Here is a 16,494-nt window from a genome sequence, read left to right on the forward strand (position 1 = left end):
ATGGGGTATCGCCAAGCGGTAAGGCACCGGTTTTTGATACCGGCATTCCCTGGTTCGAATCCAGGTACCCCAGCCATATTTTTGATGTTTGCGGTTCACCGCGACGGTATTGGGGTATCGCCAAGCGGTAAGGCACCGGTTTTTGATACCGGCATTCCCTGGTTCGAATCCAGGTACCCCAGCCAGTCGGTGACTGGTTTGCAGTAAAATTTGGCTACTTAGCTCAGCTGGTTAGAGCACAGCACTCATAATGCTGGGGTCACAGGTTCGATTCCCGTAGTAGCCACCATATTCAAAGGCTGATGTTCATAAGAACATTAACCTGAGTAAAAAATTGTTGGGGTATCGCCAAGCGGTAAGGCAGTGGATTCTGATTCCACCATTCCGAGGTTCGAATCCTCGTACCCCAGCCAATTTCAAAAAGTCGTTTGCTTTCGGGTAGACGCAAAGGTTGAAGTTTTATCGTTAATGCGTAAAATTTCACGCCTATTGGGGTATCGCCAAGCGGTAAGGCAGCGGATTCTGATTCCGCCATCCGAGGTTCGAATCCTTGTACCCCAGCCACATAAAAAAGCAAAAAGCTCGCTTCGGCGGGCTTTTTGCTTTTCTCCCCCACGGCTTTTATCAATTCTGAAAAATTGCCTGCGGCCTTCATTCATGGCCAAAAACAGATAAGCTATTGTCAAATAAAGACTTATCAAGGCGCAGTTCTATGAACTACCAATTTTGCTGGTATGCATTCCTCAAACCTTTGACATTTTTTACGGCACTGCTTATCTCCTCATCCGTCTTTGTGGGTGTGAGTGCCGGGGCAGTCTATCTTCTCATTTTTGGCATAGGCTACCCGGTTGCGCTGTGTATGAGGATACACATCCTGAGCGGCAACAACAGGCTTAGGCTAAGAGAGCGCGTTTCTGAGTGGATTGTTTATCTTCCTGGCATTCCGGTACAGGAGACACGCCACAACCTGGAAGAAATCGCCTTTAAGAGCCCTGAGGCTTTGCACCGATTCTATTTACGCTCACTGATCTTTAAGCTCATTCTGCATGCGTTGATTTTTTACGTTCTGTATCTCGACATTGCCTACAACGATTACGCCGGGGGGACATTGCTGGTCATCTTCCTGATATTCGCCATCCTGGTTAAAACCGCTTATTCCACGATAGCCTCTTTGGTTACTGTTTTTACCCGCCGGTATGAGGTGCGATTGCAATCAGCAGACTCGCCCTGGTATGAAGCCACTTTTAAGGGCAAACCAGGGCTTAGTATTCTGATAACGGTCAAATGATAGCTTTACAGTCCTAACGCATATTTCAGCGCCTGGCGTTTAAGTACCCCAGCCCGTTCCGCCGCCATCAAACCGATATTACGCAGCACGCGTACCGGGCCCAGATCGTTACTGAACCCGGCATGGAACAAGTCCATGCCACTTTGCATAATAAAATTATCCGCCATACGGCGTGTCTGATAGCGTTTGAGCACCGAAAGGCTTGCCCAGTCTTCACCGTGGCTGCGCGCCCTTGTCAGCACGTCTAACAGGCAGTCTACATCGCGATAGCCGAGGTTTACCCCCTGCCCCGCCAGCGGATGGATAGTATGCGCTGCATCCCCCACCAGCGCGAGCCCTGGACGTACATATTGCAGTGCGTGGCGGCGCGTGAGCGGGAACGCTCCAGCAGCGACGGGCATAACATGCCCCAGGCGGGATGGAAAATGTGCCGCGATCTCTTTTTGTAACTGCACCATATTTAACGATTGCAACTGCCGAATACGGGCAGGTGTGTCGTACCAGACCAGCGATGCCCAGTAGTCAAATAACGGCAGGAAAGCATGCGGACCGTTGGGGGTAAAGTGCTGCCAGGTACTCTCCCCGGGCGCGCGCTCACACTCTACGGTGATCAGCATGCAGGATTGCTGATATTGCCAGGCGTGAATGCCAATACCGGCACACTGGCGCACCCGGGAGTTCCCCCCATCAGCACCAATCACCAGCTTCGCCGAAAGCGTTTCGCCATCTTCAAATGTCAGCTCGTGATACTCATCGTTCTGTCGCATCGTACTGAGCGCCGCAGGTACGCGCAGCGTTACCAGTGGATGGCGTTCCAACGCTTCCCACAGCGCGCGCTGCAAGACATTGTTTTCGACCATATAGCCAAGCAACGGCAGTTTTAACTCACGCGCGTCGAAGACGACATGCGCGTTTTCCCACTCCCAGGTCTCCAGCCGCTCCCATGGGTGACAACGCATCGCCTGAACCGCATCCCAGACGCCCAGCGTCTGGAGCAGCGTTACGGAGGAGGCGCTAATCGCCGAAATACGCACATCCGGTTGTGCCGTCGCGTCAAAGGCAGGCGGCGCATGTTGTTCAATGACCGTGACACTAAAACCCTGCTGCGCTAAACCCAACGCCAGCGCCCCGCCGACCATTCCGCCGCCGACAACCGCGACCTCAGTAGATTGATTTATCATGGCCCATTATCCTTAAACGAGAATTTCCTAAGTTTACCGGATTTTTTACATCTTGAGTCTGACAAGCGTCATACTGGTCAGCGCGCGACCAAAGCATTACAATACGCGCCCTGCATTGGGCCATTAAACAAAGCATGAGCAAGTCGATGACAAAAAAACTCCACATCAAAACCTGGGGCTGTCAGATGAACGAGTACGATTCATCGAAGATGGCCGATCTGCTGGATGCCACTCACGGGTATCAACTCACCGAAGTGGCCGAAGAAGCAGATGTGCTGCTGCTTAATACCTGCTCAATCCGCGAGAAGGCGCAAGAGAAAGTCTTCCACCAGTTGGGGCGCTGGAAATTATTAAAGGAAAAAAATCCAGACCTGATCATTGGTGTCGGCGGTTGCGTCGCATCTCAGGAAGGCGACCATATTCGCCAGCGTGCCCACTATGTTGACATTATTTTTGGACCGCAAACGCTGCACCGTCTGCCGGAAATGATCAACTCCGTGCGCGGCAATCGCAGCCCGGTGGTAGATATCAGCTTCCCGGAAATAGAAAAATTCGACCGCCTGCCGGAACCGAAAGCCGAAGGCCCGACTGCCTTTGTCTCCATCATGGAAGGCTGCAATAAGTACTGCACTTACTGTGTCGTGCCCTACACCCGTGGCGAAGAGGTGAGCCGTCCGTGTGACGATATCCTGTTTGAAATCGCGCAACTGGCGGCACAAGGCGTACGTGAAGTTAACCTGCTGGGCCAAAACGTCAACGCCTGGCGCGGTGAGAATTACGACGGAAGCACCGGTTCCTTCGCCGATCTGCTGCGTCTGGTGGCGGCGATTGACGGTATTGACCGTATTCGTTTTACCACCAGCCACCCGATCGAATTCACCGACGATATTATTGATGTCTACCGCGATACGCCGGAGCTGGTGAGTTTCCTGCATCTGCCGGTACAAAGTGGTTCTGACCGCGTACTGAACCTGATGGGCCGTACCCATACCGCGCTAGAATACAAAGCGATCATCCGCAAACTGCGTGCCGCACGTCCGGACATTCAGATCAGCTCTGACTTTATCGTTGGCTTCCCTGGCGAAACGACCCAGGACTTCGAGCAGACCATGAAGCTGATTGCCGATGTGAATTTCGATATGAGTTACAGCTTTATTTTCTCCGCCCGTCCGGGAACGCCTGCGGCCGATATGGTAGATGACGTACCGGAAGAGGATAAAAAGCAGCGCCTGTATATTCTGCAGGAACGTATCAACCAGCAGGCAATGGCCTGGAGCCGCCGGATGATCGGCACGACTCAGCGTATCCTGGTGGAAGGAACGTCCCGTAAGAGCATCATGGAGCTGTCAGGCCGTACCGAAAATAACCGCGTGGTGAACTTCGAAGGCAGACCGGAGATGATCGGGAAATTCGTTGACGTGGAAATCACCGACGTCTGGACAAACTCCCTGCGCGGTAAAGTGGTGCGTACCGAAGACGAAATGGGCCTGCGCATAGCGCAGTCGCCAGAATCGGTCATCGCCCGTACCCGTAAAGAGAATGATATCGGCGTTGGTCTCTACCAACCTTAATCTTCACGGTTCTGGCTGCTCAACGTTGCAGAAAGACAGCAGGCAAGTGCCCGGTCGCAGAGATGATGATGCGACCGGAGCGCGTGCAAAACCACGAATCTGCGGCTGAGTATGACTGAGCAGCCCTTGCATTTCCCCTTCCCGCCCTTATATCCATCGCAATGCTTGCGCCTTTATTCCATGGCGTGAATAATTCTCTATAAGGCTGACGGCCTCAGGCTGTGTTAGCCAGGCTCCATTCGGCACTATCTGAATAAGAGGAACAGTTTGAACATAGATACCCGTGAAATTACCCTGACACCCGCTGACAATGCTCGCCTGCTGAGCCTGTGCGGACCGTTTGATGACAATATCAAACAGTTGGAACGGCGACTGGGCATCGAGATTAACCGTCGCGATAATCACTTCAAACTCACCGGACGTACCCTTTGCGTGAACGCTGCTGCAGATATTTTGCTCAGCCTCTATGTCGATACGGCCCCCATGCGTGGGCAAACTCAGGATATCGAACCGGAACAGATCCATCTGGCTATCAAAGAAGCCCGCGTGCTTGAACAGAGCGCGGAGAGCGTGCCGGAGTATGGAAAAGCGGTCAATATCAAAACTAAACGCGGCGTGATTAAACCCCGTACGCCAAATCAGGCGCAGTACATCGCCAATATTCTTGATCATGACATCACTTTTGGCGTGGGGCCGGCGGGTACAGGTAAAACGTATCTGGCGGTTGCCGCAGCGGTGGATGCGCTGGAACGTCAGGACGTTCGCCGTATTCTGCTGACCCGTCCAGCCGTGGAAGCCGGGGAAAAACTGGGCTTCCTGCCGGGTGATTTAAGCCAGAAAGTGGACCCCTACCTGCGACCGCTCTACGACGCGCTGTTCGAGATGCTCGGCTTTGAGAAAGTTGAGAAGCTGATTGAGCGTAATGTCATTGAAGTTGCGCCGTTGGCCTATATGCGTGGTCGCACGCTGAATGACGCTTTTATCATTCTTGATGAAAGCCAGAACACCACCATCGAACAGATGAAGATGTTCCTGACCCGTATTGGCTTTAACTCCAAAGCGGTCATCACCGGTGACGTGACGCAGATTGACCTGCCACGCAATGTTAAATCCGGCTTGCGCCACGCCATTGAAGTACTGGCGGAAGTCGAAGAAATCAGTTTTAACTTTTTCCATAGCGAAGACGTTGTCCGTCATCCTGTTGTCGCACGCATCGTGAATGCTTACGAAGCCTGGGAAGAGGCGGATCAAAAACGCCGGGCGGAACAGGCGGCCGAGCGCAAACGCGAAGCCCAGGAGCAGGAGCAAAAATGAGTCAGGTGATCCTCGATTTACAGCTGGCATGTGAAGAGACCGGCGGTTTGCCGGAAGAAGCACAGTTTCAGCGCTGGCTGGACGCGGTCATTCCGCAATTCCAGGAAGAAGCGGAAGTCACCATCCGTCTGGTGGATGAGGCGGAAAGTCATGAGTTAAACCTGACTTACCGTGGGAAAGACAAGCCGACAAATGTGCTCTCTTTCCCGTTTGAAGCGCCGCCGGGCATCGAAATGCCGCTGCTGGGCGATCTGATCATTTGCCGCCAGGTGGTTGAGCAGGAAGCCAAAGAACAGGATAAACCGCTTGATGCGCACTGGGCGCATATGGTGATTCACGGTAGCCTGCATCTGCTGGGCTACGACCATATTGAAGATGACGAAGCCGAAGAGATGGAAGGACTCGAAACAGAGATAATGCTTGCTCTGGGGTATGAGGATCCGTACATTTCCGAGAAGGAGTAGTCTGTGCGGCAACCTATTGCCGTGCTGACAGAAAATGCTGCCAGGCGCTGAGTTTGCGCGTCCTGGCGACAGAACCACTAACATGAGAACCCAAACGACGCCATGAGCGACGACAATTCACACAGTAGCGACATTAACAACAAGAAGGGATTCTTCTCCCTTTTACTCAGCCAACTTTTTCACGGCGAACCCAAAAACCGTGATGAGTTACTGGAGCTGATCCGTGATTCCGGGCAGAACGAGCTTATCGATCAGGATACGCGCGAAATGCTCGAAGGGGTAATGGACATCGCCGACCAGCGCGTTCGCGACATCATGATCCCCCGCTCGCAAATGATTACCCTGAAACGCAACCAAAGCCTTGATGAATGTCTCGACGTTATCATTGAGTCTGCACACTCGCGTTTTCCGGTGATCAGCGAAGATAAGGATCACATTGAAGGGATTTTGATGGCCAAAGACTTGCTGCCGTTTATGCGCAGCGATGCCGAAGCCTTCAGCATGGAAAAAGTGTTACGTCAGGCCGTGGTGGTGCCGGAAAGCAAACGGGTTGACCGGATGCTTAAAGAGTTTCGCTCCCAGCGTTACCACATGGCTATTGTGATTGACGAGTTCGGCGGCGTCTCGGGCCTTGTCACTATCGAAGATATTCTCGAACTTATCGTCGGCGAAATCGAAGACGAATATGACGACGAAGAAGATATCGATTTCCGCCAGCTCAGCCGCCATACCTGGACCGTGCGCGCCCTTGCGTCTATCGAAGATTTCAACGAAACCTTCGGCACCCACTTTAGCGATGACGAAGTCGATACTATTGGTGGTCTGGTTATGCAGGCCTTCGGGCATCTGCCTGCGCGTGGGGAATCCATTGATATTGATGGTTACCAATTTAAAGTCGCCATGGCGGACAGTCGACGTATTATTCAGGTTCATGTAAGAATGCCGGACGATTCCCCCGTTCCGAAATTGGATGAGTAATGTAAATGGCATTTGCCCCACTGTTTGAACGCCAGCGCGTACGTTTGCTGCTGGCGCTACTCTTCGGAGCCAGCGGAACGCTGGCTTTTTCTCCTTATGATATCTGGCCTGCCGCAATTGTTTCCCTGATGGGATTGCAAGCGCTCACGCTTAACCGCCGTCCGGCGCAAGCCGCCTGGGTAGGTTATTTCTGGGGACTCGGTTTGTTTGGCTCCGGTATTCACTGGGTTTATGTCAGCATCGCACAATTCGGTGGGATGCCAGGGCCGGTAAACGTCTTTCTGGTAGTACTGCTTGCCGCCTACCTTTCGCTCTATACCGGGCTGTTCGCAGGCGTGCTTTCCCGGTTGTGGCCCAAAACAACCTGGCTGCGCGTCGCGGTAGCGGCCCCGGTCATCTGGCAACTGAGTGAGTTTTTGCGCGGCTGGGTGCTGACGGGCTTTCCCTGGCTACAGTTTGGCTACAGCCAGATTGACGGGCCACTGAAAGGGCTGGCGCCGATATTAGGCGTTGATGCCATTACCTTCCTGTTGATGTCAGTAAGCGGTTTACTGGTCCTCGCGGCGGCGACACGCTGCTGGCGCCCTTTCATCGTGGCGCTGGTGCTCTTTGCTCTGCCCTTCCCGCTGCGCTATATCCAGTGGTATCAGTTGCTGCCGGAAAGAACGACGCAGGTATCGCTGGTACAAGGCAATATCCCGCAGGCGCTCAAGTGGGATGAAGGTCAGTTGCTGGATACGCTGAAAATCTACCTCAATGCCAGCCAGCCGGAATTGGGCAAATCACAGCTCATCATCTGGCCGGAATCTGCCATTTCTGATCTCGAAATCAACCAACAGCGCTTCCTGGGCATGATGGATGATTTGATGCGCAAGAATGACAGTTCGCTTATCACCGGGATTGTGGACGCGCGTCTTAATCAGCAGAACCGTTACGACACCTACAACACCGTCATCACTCTTGGAAAAGACAGCGCCTATAGCTACAGCTCTACCGACCGCTATAACAAAAATCACCTGGTACCTTTTGGTGAGTTTGTCCCGCTGGAATCTATCCTGCGCCCGTTGGCTCCGTTTTTTGATCTACCCATGTCATCATTCAGTCGCGGGCCATACATTCAGCCTCCGCTGTCTGCCCACGGTTATAAGCTGACGCCGGCCATCTGCTACGAAATTATCCTCGGTGAGCAGGTGCGAGATAATTTCCGCCCGGATACTGATTTCCTGCTGACCATCTCGAATGATGCGTGGTTTGGTAAATCGATCGGCCCGTGGCAACACTTCCAGATGGCGCGGATGCGCTCGCTGGAACTGGCGCGTCCGTTGCTGCGCAGCACGAATAACGGCATTACGGCAGTGATTGGGCCAACCGGTGAGATCCAGGCGATGCTCCCGCAGTTCACCCGGCAGGTCCTGACCACCAAAGTCACTCCGACCTCCGGCCTGACCCCTTATGCCCGCATGGGTAACTGGCCTCTGTGGGTTCTGACCGCGCTCCTCGGTTTTGGCGCGCTGATCATGAGCCTGCGGCAACGCCGCAAGTAATTACCCCTTCCGCGCCCTCTATCTGACCAGAGAGGGCGCTTTCACCCTCTTTTCCTCAAATGCCATTTCTGGCACATCAATTGCAAAATAAATCCATGTAACGGCGATTTTCCCCGATGTGCGGATAGCACGCACTATGACGGATCGCATACAGCACTAAAGTGGTGCAATGGGAGATTTTTGCCTTCAAACGGTGCGGTACACTTCGCAAAAACAAACAATACCGCAGCAAAATCTTTACATTAAGCCAAACTAAATGCTAACAAACGCATACAACACTGCACGCATTTGCAGCAGGATATAACAAACACAACACTCACAATGGGTATCAATGCGTCTCTGGCGCGACGATAAAGGAGTTGGATATGCAATTACGTAAACTGGCCACAGCAATGCTGGTTATGGGAATGTCTGCGGGTCTGGCGCATGCCGCCGATGAGGCGAAACCTGCCGACGCGGCAGCCGCCCCGACTGAGGCGCAACAGCCTACGCTGGAAAAAATTGCCAAAAACGGCGTTATCGTGGTCGGACACCGTGAATCTTCCGTACCGTTCTCCTATTACGACAACGAGCAAAAAGTTGTGGGTTACTCTCAGGACTACTCCAACGCTATCGTTGAAGCTGTGAAGAAAAAGCTCAACAAGCCTGACCTGCAAGTTAAATTGATTCCAATCACCTCGCAAAACCGTATTCCGCTGCTGCAAAACGGCACCTTTGATTTCGAATGCGGTTCGACCACCAACAATCTGGAACGTCAGAAGCAGGCCGCATTCTCTGACACTATTTTTGTGGTCGGTACTCGTCTTCTGGTCAAAAAAGGCGGCGACATTAAAGACTTCCCGGATCTGAAAGGCAAAGCGGTGGTTGTGACCTCCGGTACAACGTCTGAGATCCTGCTGCACAAGCTGAATGACGAACAGAAAATGGACATGCGCATTATCAGCGCCAAAGACCATGGCGACTCTTTCCGTACTCTGGAAAGCGGTCGTGCAGTGGCCTTTATGATGGATGACGCCCTGCTGGCGGGTGAACGTGCGAAAGCGAAGAAAGCGGATAACTGGGATATCGTGGGCAAACCGCAATCACAGGAAGCTTACGGCTGCATGCTGCGTAAAGGCGATACTGAGTTCAAAAAGCTGATGGATGACACCATCGCTAAGGCGCAGACCTCCGGTGAAGCGGAAAAATGGTTTGATAAATGGTTCAAAAACCCTATTCCGCCAAAAAACCTGAACCTCAATTTCGCACTCTCTGACGAGATGAAAGCGCTGTTCAAAGAACCGAATGATAAGGCTCTGAACTAATTAACAAAAAGAATACACACATTTACTGATGCTGTATCCGGGCTGCGATTGAACGGATCCCCAAAGGCCCCCAAATATTATGGTCGGGGTAGGTCAAAGCAGCCCGTACAAAGCGGCATCGTGGATGAAGTGTAGTCAGGGGCGGGATAACCAGCCCTCTCGATTGTTGAAGTAGCACGGACAGACTATACGTTGAATGGTCGTTCCCCATTCGACGCGAACACAAGCTCTTCGCACAATCTTCGAGGGTAGCGCTGCTACCCTTTTTTTTCCGGAGTAGATTTATGTCCATAGACTGGAACTGGGGAATTTTCCTGCAACAAGCCCCGTTCGGCAACACAACCTATCTCGGCTGGCTGTGGAGCGGTTTTCAGGTCACGATCGCGCTGTCGATCACTGCCTGGATCATCGCGTTCCTGGTAGGCTCTCTGTTTGGTATTCTGCGAACCGTTCCCAATCGTATCCTGTCCGGTATCGGTACTTGCTACGTGGAGCTGTTCCGTAACGTCCCGCTGATCGTGCAATTCTTTACCTGGTATCTGGTGGTACCGGAACTGCTGCCGGAAAACATTGGCATGTGGTTCAAATCCGAACTGGATCCCAACATTCAGTTCTTTGTCTCTTCGATGGTCTGCCTTGGCTTGTTCACCGCGGCACGCGTCTGCGAGCAGGTCCGTGCGGCGATTCAGTCGTTACCACGCGGGCAGAAAAACGCGGGTCTCGCCATGGGGCTGACGCTGCCGCAAACGTACCGCTATGTCCTGCTGCCGAATGCCTATCGCGTCATCGTCCCACCGATGACCTCGGAGATGATGAACCTCGTAAAAAACTCGGCCATCGCATCCACTATCGGGCTGGTGGATATGGCGGCACAGGCCGGTAAGCTGCTGGATTATTCCGCACACGCCTGGGAGTCTTTCACCGCGATTACTGTCGCGTATGTATTAATTAACGCCTTCATTATGTTGGTGATGAATCTGGTAGAACGCAAAATTCGCCTGCCGGGCAATATGGGGGGCAAATAATGTACGAATTTGACTGGAGTTCAATCATCCCGTCCATCCCTTATCTGCTGGCGGGACTGGTGATTACCTTAAAAATTACCGTGACGGCCATTATCGTCGGGATTGTCTGGGGGACGTTGCTGGCGGTAATGCGCCTGTCCAGCTTTGCCCCCATCGCCTGGTTTGCGAAGGCCTATGTGAATGTCTTCCGCTCCATTCCACTGGTTATGGTGCTGCTGTGGTTCTATCTGATTGTGCCGGGACTGCTGCAAAACGTGCTGGGCCTGTCGCCAAAATCGGATATCCGCCTGATATCAGCAATGGTGGCATTCTCCATGTTCGAGGCCGCCTACTATTCTGAGATCATCCGTGCCGGTATACAGAGTATCTCTCGCGGGCAGTCAAGTGCAGCGCTGGCGCTGGGCATGACCCACTGGCAGTCGATGAAATTGATCATCCTGCCGCAGGCATTCCGGGCGATGGTCCCACTGCTTCTGACCCAGGGGATTGTCCTGTTCCAGGATACCTCGCTGGTCTACGTATTGAGCCTCGCGGATTTCTTCCGTACCGCCTCCACCATTGGCGAACGCGACGGGACGCAAGTTGAAATGATCCTGTTCGCCGGTGCCGTCTATTTTGCTATTAGCTTGAGTGCATCGTTGTTGGTCAGCTATTTGAAGAAAAGGACAGTTTAATGATTACCCTGAAAAATGTTTCTAAATGGTATGGTCACTTTCAGGTGCTGACCGACTGCTCCACGGAAGTGAAAAAAGGCGAAGTGGTGGTCGTTTGCGGTCCATCCGGTTCAGGCAAATCTACCCTGATCAAAACGGTGAACGGCCTTGAGCCCGTGCAGAAAGGGGAAATTATCGTCAACGGCACCACCGTGAACGATAAAAAAACCAACCTGGCTAAACTACGTTCTCATGTCGGGATGGTGTTCCAGCATTTCGAACTGTTCCCGCATCTGTCGATCATTGAGAACCTGACGCTGGCACAGGTCAAAGTGCTTAAACGCGATAAAACCGCTGCGCGCGAGAAAGGACTGAAACTGCTAGAGCGCGTTGGCTTGTCTGCCCATGCCAACAAATTTCCGGCGCAGCTTTCCGGTGGTCAGCAGCAGCGCGTGGCGATTGCCCGCGCGCTGTGTATGGATCCGGTCGCGATGCTGTTTGATGAACCTACATCAGCCCTTGATCCGGAAATGATCAACGAGGTGCTGGACGTTATGGTTGAACTGGCCAATGAGGGGATGACCATGATGGTGGTCACTCACGAAATGGGTTTTGCCCGCAAGGTGGCGCACCGGGTTATCTTTATGGATGAAGGGAAAATCGTTGAAGATTCAGCGAAAGAAGAGTTCTTCGCCAATCCGAAATCTGAACGCGCAAAAGACTTCCTCGCCAAAATCCTGCATTAATCGTTCCGACGCGCATTCACCAGAATGCGCGTCTCATCACGCTTTACTGTTTCACTTCTCGTCTGATTTACAGCAACGTTTTAACCTTGTCGCACAGTAATGCTAACAAGGAGTTGCTATGGTTCAGCCCATCATTCTTGATTGCGATCCTGGTCATGATGACGCAATCGCAATTGTTCTTGCTCTCGCCTCACCCGAACTCGACGTAAAAGCCATCACCTCCTCTGCGGGAAATCAGACACCGGAGAAGACTCTGCGTAATGTGCTGCGCATGCTCACCCTGCTCAATCGTAGCGATATCCCGGTGGCGGGTGGCGCCATTAAGCCCCTTATGCGTGAGCTTATTATCGCGGACAACGTGCATGGCGAAAGCGGTCTGGACGGCCCGGCCCTGCCGGAGCCCTCTTTTGCACCCCAGTCGTGTACCGCCGTAGAACTGATGGCGACCGTGCTACGTGACAGCCCTGTTCCGGTCACTATTGTCTCCACCGGCCCCCAAACCAACGTAGCCCTGCTGCTAAACAGTCATCCGGAGCTGCACAGCAAAATCAATCGCATCGTGATCATGGGCGGCGCGATGTCGCTTGGGAACTGGACCCCTGCGGCGGAATTTAATATCTATGTCGACCCGGAAGCCGCCGAAATTGTCTTCCAGTCGGGCATTCCGGTGGTGATGGCAGGTCTGGATGTCACGCATCAGGCGCAAATCCATGCGGATGACATTGCGCGTTTTCGTGCCATCGACAACCCTATTTCTACCATTGTGGCCGAACTGCTCGACTTTTTTATGGAGTACCACAAACAGGAAAAATGGGGATTTGTTGGCGCGCCATTGCATGACCCCTGTACTATCGCCTGGCTGCTGAAACCGGACCTCTTCACCACCGTAGAACGCTGGGTGGGGGTAGAAACGCAGGGCAAATATACCCAAGGGATGACGGTGGTGGATTACTACTTCCTGACAGGAAATAAACCGAATGCCACCGTGATGGTTGATGTCGACCGCGAAGGGTTTGTGGATTTACTGGCAGAACGTCTGACATTCTACAGTGCGACCTGATGCGCTCCCCCCAACCCTCTCCGATCTGGAGAGGGTGCAAACATTAAAACGTTGTGCATTTACTTAGGGCTCAAAGGGCCTTCTCTGGAACTGGTCATGTCCGCATTTCGGACACAGCGGCAGCACATCCGGCGTATAAATAGCCAGATGGAAGTGACATTTCTCGCACACCAGGTTGCCAAGCCCCACGACTTCGCCGCTGTGGTAAACCCCGTGATGATTAAGGTCCTGAAAAACTTCGCGCCACTCCAGTTGCGTTTTATCGGTGATATCCGCCAGTTCCTGCCATAAGCTCTCTTTGATAACCCGCATAAACACGCTATCGGTGACATCGTCCTGGCTTTCCTCATAACTGCGAGCGAACTCTTCCAGGTCGCGGCGCACCGCGCGCGTTAACTCTTCGATTTCAGTACGCGTTAGCTCCCCGGTCTGGCTTACTCGTTGACGCGCCTGGGCTACCAGCGCATCAACATCCCTTTCGCCATTGCGTAGCCGCTCGGTCAATGATGCAACCAGTTCGCGATAATATTGAGCAACCTTGTTCATTGTTTTCCTCTCCCGGGCAGTTAACCTGTTCTAATAATAGACGTTATTTACCGTTGGCTTTGTCAATTACCCCACAGAGTGCGTAAATTCTCGTCGGGGGCTTTTCGCAGGCTAAATGTGCGAAAGGCTGTTGTGACGAAGTCGTTTGGGCTATGCTATGCGGATCTGAAAAACCACGTAAAACGCTACATTTGTAGCTGTATCGCAAATACAGGACCACTGGCTGCCATGCAAGAGCAATACCGCCCGGAAGAGATAGAATCCAAAGTCCAGCTTCACTGGGAAGAGAAGCGTACCTTCGAAGTAACTGAAGACGAGAGCAAAGAAAAATATTACTGCCTGTCGATGCTTCCCTATCCTTCTGGCCGACTACACATGGGCCACGTGCGTAACTACACCATCGGTGATGTGATTTCCCGTTACCAGCGCATGCTGGGCAAGAACGTGCTGCAGCCGATTGGCTGGGATGCGTTCGGTCTGCCAGCCGAAGGTGCGGCGGTGAAAAACAACACGGCCCCGGCACCGTGGACGTACGACAATATCGCGTACATGAAAAACCAGCTCAAAATGCTGGGCTTCGGCTATGACTGGAGCCGCGAGCTGGCCACTTGTACCCCGGAATACTATCGCTGGGAACAGAAGTTCTTCACTGAACTGTATAAAAAAGGCCTGGTGTATAAGAAAACGTCCGCAGTGAACTGGTGCCCGAATGACCAGACCGTGCTGGCGAACGAACAGGTTATCGACGGCTGCTGCTGGCGCTGCGACACCAAAGTTGAGCGTAAAGAGATCCCGCAGTGGTTTATCAAAATCACCGCCTATGCCGAAGAACTGCTCAACGACCTGGATCATATGGATCAGTGGCCTGACACGGTGAAAACCATGCAGCGCAACTGGATTGGTCGTTCCGAAGGCGTGGAAATCACCTTTAACGTTAACGGCTATGACAAAACGCTGACCGTTTACACAACCCGCCCGGACACCTTTATGGGTGCCACTTATCTGGCGGTGGCGGCTGGTCACCCGTTGGCGCAGAAAGCGGCGGCAACCAATGCTGAGCTGGCAGCCTTTATCGACGAATGCCGTACTACCAAAGTGGCCGAAGCAGATATGGCGACCATGGAGAAAAAAGGCGTCGATACCGGCTTTAAAGCCGTTCATCCATTAACCGGCGAAGAGATTCCGGTTTGGGCGGCAAACTTCGTGCTGATGGAGTACGGTACCGGTGCCGTGATGGCCGTTCCGGGTCATGACCAGCGCGACTATGAATTTGCCAGCAAATACAATCTGCCGATCAAAGCGGTCATTCTGGCAGCAGACGGTTCTGAACCCGATCTGTCAGAACAAGCGCTGACCGAAAAAGGCACCCTCTTCAACTCCGGCGAATTTAGCGGCCTGAGCTTTGAAGAAGGTTTCAATGCTATTGCCGACAAACTGGCGGCCAAAGGCGTTGGCGAGCGCAAAATCAACTATCGTCTGCGCGACTGGGGCGTTTCCCGTCAGCGTTACTGGGGCGCGCCAATTCCGATGGTGACGCTGGAAGACGGTACGGTGATCCCAACGCCAGAAGATCAGATCCCGGTGATTCTGCCAGAAGATGTGGTCATGGACGGCATCACCAGCCCGATCAAAGCCGATCCTGAGTGGGCGAAAACCACCGTCAACGGCCAGCCCGCGCTGCGTGAAACCGATACTTTCGACACCTTTATGGAGTCCTCCTGGTACTACGCGCGTTACACCTGCCCGCAGTACAAAGAAGGTATGCTGGATCCGAAAGCGGCTAACTACTGGCTGCCGGTTGATATCTACATTGGTGGTATCGAACACGCCATCATGCACCTGCTCTACTTCCGCTTCTTCCATAAGCTGATGCGCGACGCAGGCATGGTGAACTCTGACGAACCGGCAAAACAGTTGCTGTGTCAGGGCATGGTGCTGGCAGACGCGTTCTACTACGTTGGCGAAAACGGCGAGCGTAACTGGGTTTCACCGAAAGAAGCCATCGTTGAGCGCGACGAGAAAGGCCGTATCGTGAAGGCGAAAGACGCCGCAGGCCATGAGCTGGTGTACACCGGCATGAGCAAAATGTCCAAGTCGAAAAACAACGGTATCGACCCGCAGGAAATGGTTGAGCGCTATGGCGCGGACACCGTGCGTCTGTTTATGATGTTCGCTTCGCCGGCTGACATGACGCTGGAATGGCAGGAGTCCGGCGTGGAAGGGGCAAACCGCTTCCTGAAACGCGTCTGGAAACTGGCTTATGAACATAAAGCGCTCGGCCCGGTTGTAGCACTGGATATCAGCGCACTGAACGAAGACCAGCAGGCGCTGCGCCGCGACGTTCACAAAACTATCGCTAAAGTCACGGATGATATTGGTCGTCGTCAGACCTTCAACACCGCGATTGCGGCGATTATGGAGCTGATGAACAAACTGGCGAAAGCACCGACCGAAGGCGAGCAAGATCGTGCTCTGCTGCAGGAAGCGCTGCTGGCGGTTGTCCGTATGCTTAACCCGTTCACGCCACATGCGAGCTTTACCCTGTGGAAAGAACTGGGCGGCGAAGGCGATATCGACAACGCGCCGTGGCCGGTTGCAGACGACGCGGCGATGGTTGAAAACACCACGCTGGTTGTCGTGCAGGTTAACGGTAAAGTGCGCGGTAAAATCACCGTTGCCGTTGACGCGACCGAAGAACAGGTCCGTGAACGTGCAGGTCAGGAACCGCTGGTCGCAAAATATCTTGATGGCGTTACCGTACGTAAAGTGATTTACGTACCGGGTAAACTGCTTAATCTGGTCGTTGGCTAAGCGCGGGAG

General features: G+C 53.2%; 14 protein-coding genes and 5 tRNA genes. 17 read left to right on the forward strand and 2 right to left on the reverse strand.

The features are described 5' to 3' along the window. Window position 1 precedes the first annotated feature (1 nt). The 6 genes from C5523_RS19585 to C5523_RS19610 all read left to right on the forward strand — a co-directional run bounded on the left by C5523_RS19585 (window position 2) and on the right by C5523_RS19610 (window position 1,288). Window positions 2–76: transfer RNA gene (locus tag C5523_RS19585), tRNA-Gln, on the forward strand. A 34-nt stretch (window positions 77–110) separates the two neighbouring features. Then, window positions 111–185: transfer RNA gene (locus C5523_RS19590), tRNA-Gln, on the forward strand. 27 nt (window positions 186–212) lie between these two features. Beyond that, window positions 213–289: transfer RNA gene (locus C5523_RS19595), tRNA-Met, on the forward strand. A 49-nt stretch (window positions 290–338) separates the two neighbouring features. Further along, window positions 339–413, forward strand: a tRNA-Gln gene (locus C5523_RS19600). A gap of 77 nt (window positions 414–490) precedes the next feature. Continuing rightward, window positions 491–564 (forward strand) — tRNA-Gln (locus C5523_RS19605). A 148-nt stretch (window positions 565–712) separates the two neighbouring features. Next, entirely contained in the window at window positions 713–1,288 is a 576-nt protein-coding gene (locus tag C5523_RS19610) for a hypothetical protein (RefSeq protein WP_108701802.1), read from the forward strand. Window positions 1,289–1,293: 5 nt separating this feature from the next. Here the strand turns inward: C5523_RS19610 and ubiF are convergent, their stop codons facing one another. After that, window positions 1,294–2,469: a 3-demethoxyubiquinol 3-hydroxylase gene (gene ubiF, locus C5523_RS19615; RefSeq protein ID WP_108701803.1), complete on the reverse strand. Its 1,176-nt coding sequence runs from the start codon at window positions 2,467–2,469 to the stop codon at window positions 1,294–1,296. Between the two features lie 146 nt (window positions 2,470–2,615). On the opposite strand from ubiF, the gene miaB reads away from it, so the two are divergent. The 10 genes from miaB (at window position 2,616) to rihA (ending at window position 13,128) form a co-directional block, all read left to right on the forward strand. Next, a complete protein-coding gene (miaB, locus tag C5523_RS19620; protein ID WP_041852118.1) occupies window positions 2,616–4,040 on the forward strand; it encodes a tRNA (N6-isopentenyl adenosine(37)-C2)-methylthiotransferase MiaB in 1,425 nt (474 codons plus the stop codon). A gap of 267 nt (window positions 4,041–4,307) precedes the next feature. Next, window positions 4,308–5,354: a PhoH family protein gene (locus C5523_RS19625; protein ID WP_041852119.1), complete on the forward strand. Its 1,047-nt coding sequence runs from the start codon at window positions 4,308–4,310 to the stop codon at window positions 5,352–5,354. After that, a complete protein-coding gene (gene ybeY / locus C5523_RS19630) occupies window positions 5,351–5,818 on the forward strand; it encodes an rRNA maturation RNase YbeY (RefSeq protein ID WP_041852120.1) in 468 nt (155 codons plus the stop codon). The genes C5523_RS19625 and ybeY overlap by 4 nt, the downstream gene beginning before the upstream one ends. Before the next feature lie 102 nt (window positions 5,819–5,920). Next, window positions 5,921–6,796, forward strand: coding sequence for a CNNM family magnesium/cobalt transport protein CorC (gene corC / locus C5523_RS19635; protein WP_041852121.1), 876 nt, complete (start codon window positions 5,921–5,923; stop codon window positions 6,794–6,796). 5 nt (window positions 6,797–6,801) lie between these two features. Further along, window positions 6,802–8,340 carry an apolipoprotein N-acyltransferase gene (gene lnt, locus C5523_RS19640; RefSeq protein WP_041852122.1) on the forward strand — a complete coding sequence of 513 codons (1,539 nt, stop codon included), beginning with the start codon at window positions 6,802–6,804 and terminating at the stop codon, window positions 8,338–8,340. 365 nt (window positions 8,341–8,705) lie between these two features. After that, window positions 8,706–9,644: an amino acid ABC transporter substrate-binding protein gene (locus C5523_RS19645; RefSeq protein WP_108701804.1), complete on the forward strand. Its 939-nt coding sequence runs from the start codon at window positions 8,706–8,708 to the stop codon at window positions 9,642–9,644. 284 nt (window positions 9,645–9,928) lie between these two features. Further along, on the forward strand, window positions 9,929–10,669 hold the full coding sequence (locus tag C5523_RS19650; protein ID WP_041852124.1) for an amino acid ABC transporter permease: 741 nt from the start codon (window positions 9,929–9,931) through the stop codon (window positions 10,667–10,669). Beyond that, complete coding sequence (gene gltK, locus C5523_RS19655; RefSeq protein ID WP_041852125.1) at window positions 10,669–11,343, forward strand: glutamate/aspartate ABC transporter permease GltK; 675 nt, start codon at window positions 10,669–10,671, stop codon at window positions 11,341–11,343. The genes C5523_RS19650 and gltK overlap by 1 nt, the downstream gene beginning before the upstream one ends. Continuing rightward, window positions 11,343–12,068 carry an amino acid ABC transporter ATP-binding protein gene (locus tag C5523_RS19660; protein ID WP_041852126.1) on the forward strand — a complete coding sequence of 242 codons (726 nt, stop codon included), beginning with the start codon at window positions 11,343–11,345 and terminating at the stop codon, window positions 12,066–12,068. Before gltK ends, C5523_RS19660 begins: the two co-directional genes overlap by 1 nt. Window positions 12,069–12,186: 118 nt before the next feature. Then, window positions 12,187–13,128, forward strand: a complete 942-nt coding sequence (gene rihA / locus C5523_RS19665) for a pyrimidine-specific ribonucleoside hydrolase RihA (protein WP_108701805.1) — start codon at window positions 12,187–12,189, stop codon at window positions 13,126–13,128. Between the two features lie 63 nt (window positions 13,129–13,191). Here the strand turns inward: rihA and C5523_RS19670 are convergent, their stop codons facing one another. After that, window positions 13,192–13,674: a zinc ribbon-containing protein gene (locus C5523_RS19670; protein ID WP_041852128.1), complete on the reverse strand. Its 483-nt coding sequence runs from the start codon at window positions 13,672–13,674 to the stop codon at window positions 13,192–13,194. Between the two features lie 228 nt (window positions 13,675–13,902). Between C5523_RS19670 and leuS the strand changes: the two genes are divergently transcribed. Beyond that, complete coding sequence (gene leuS, locus C5523_RS19675; protein WP_103245816.1) at window positions 13,903–16,485, forward strand: leucine--tRNA ligase; 2,583 nt, start codon at window positions 13,903–13,905, stop codon at window positions 16,483–16,485. The last annotated feature ends 9 nt before the right edge of the window (window positions 16,486–16,494 follow it).

Origin of the sequence: Phytobacter sp. SCO41, assembly GCF_003073275.1 — a bacterium.
Lineage (GTDB): Bacteria > Pseudomonadota > Gammaproteobacteria > Enterobacterales > Enterobacteriaceae > Phytobacter > Phytobacter diazotrophicus.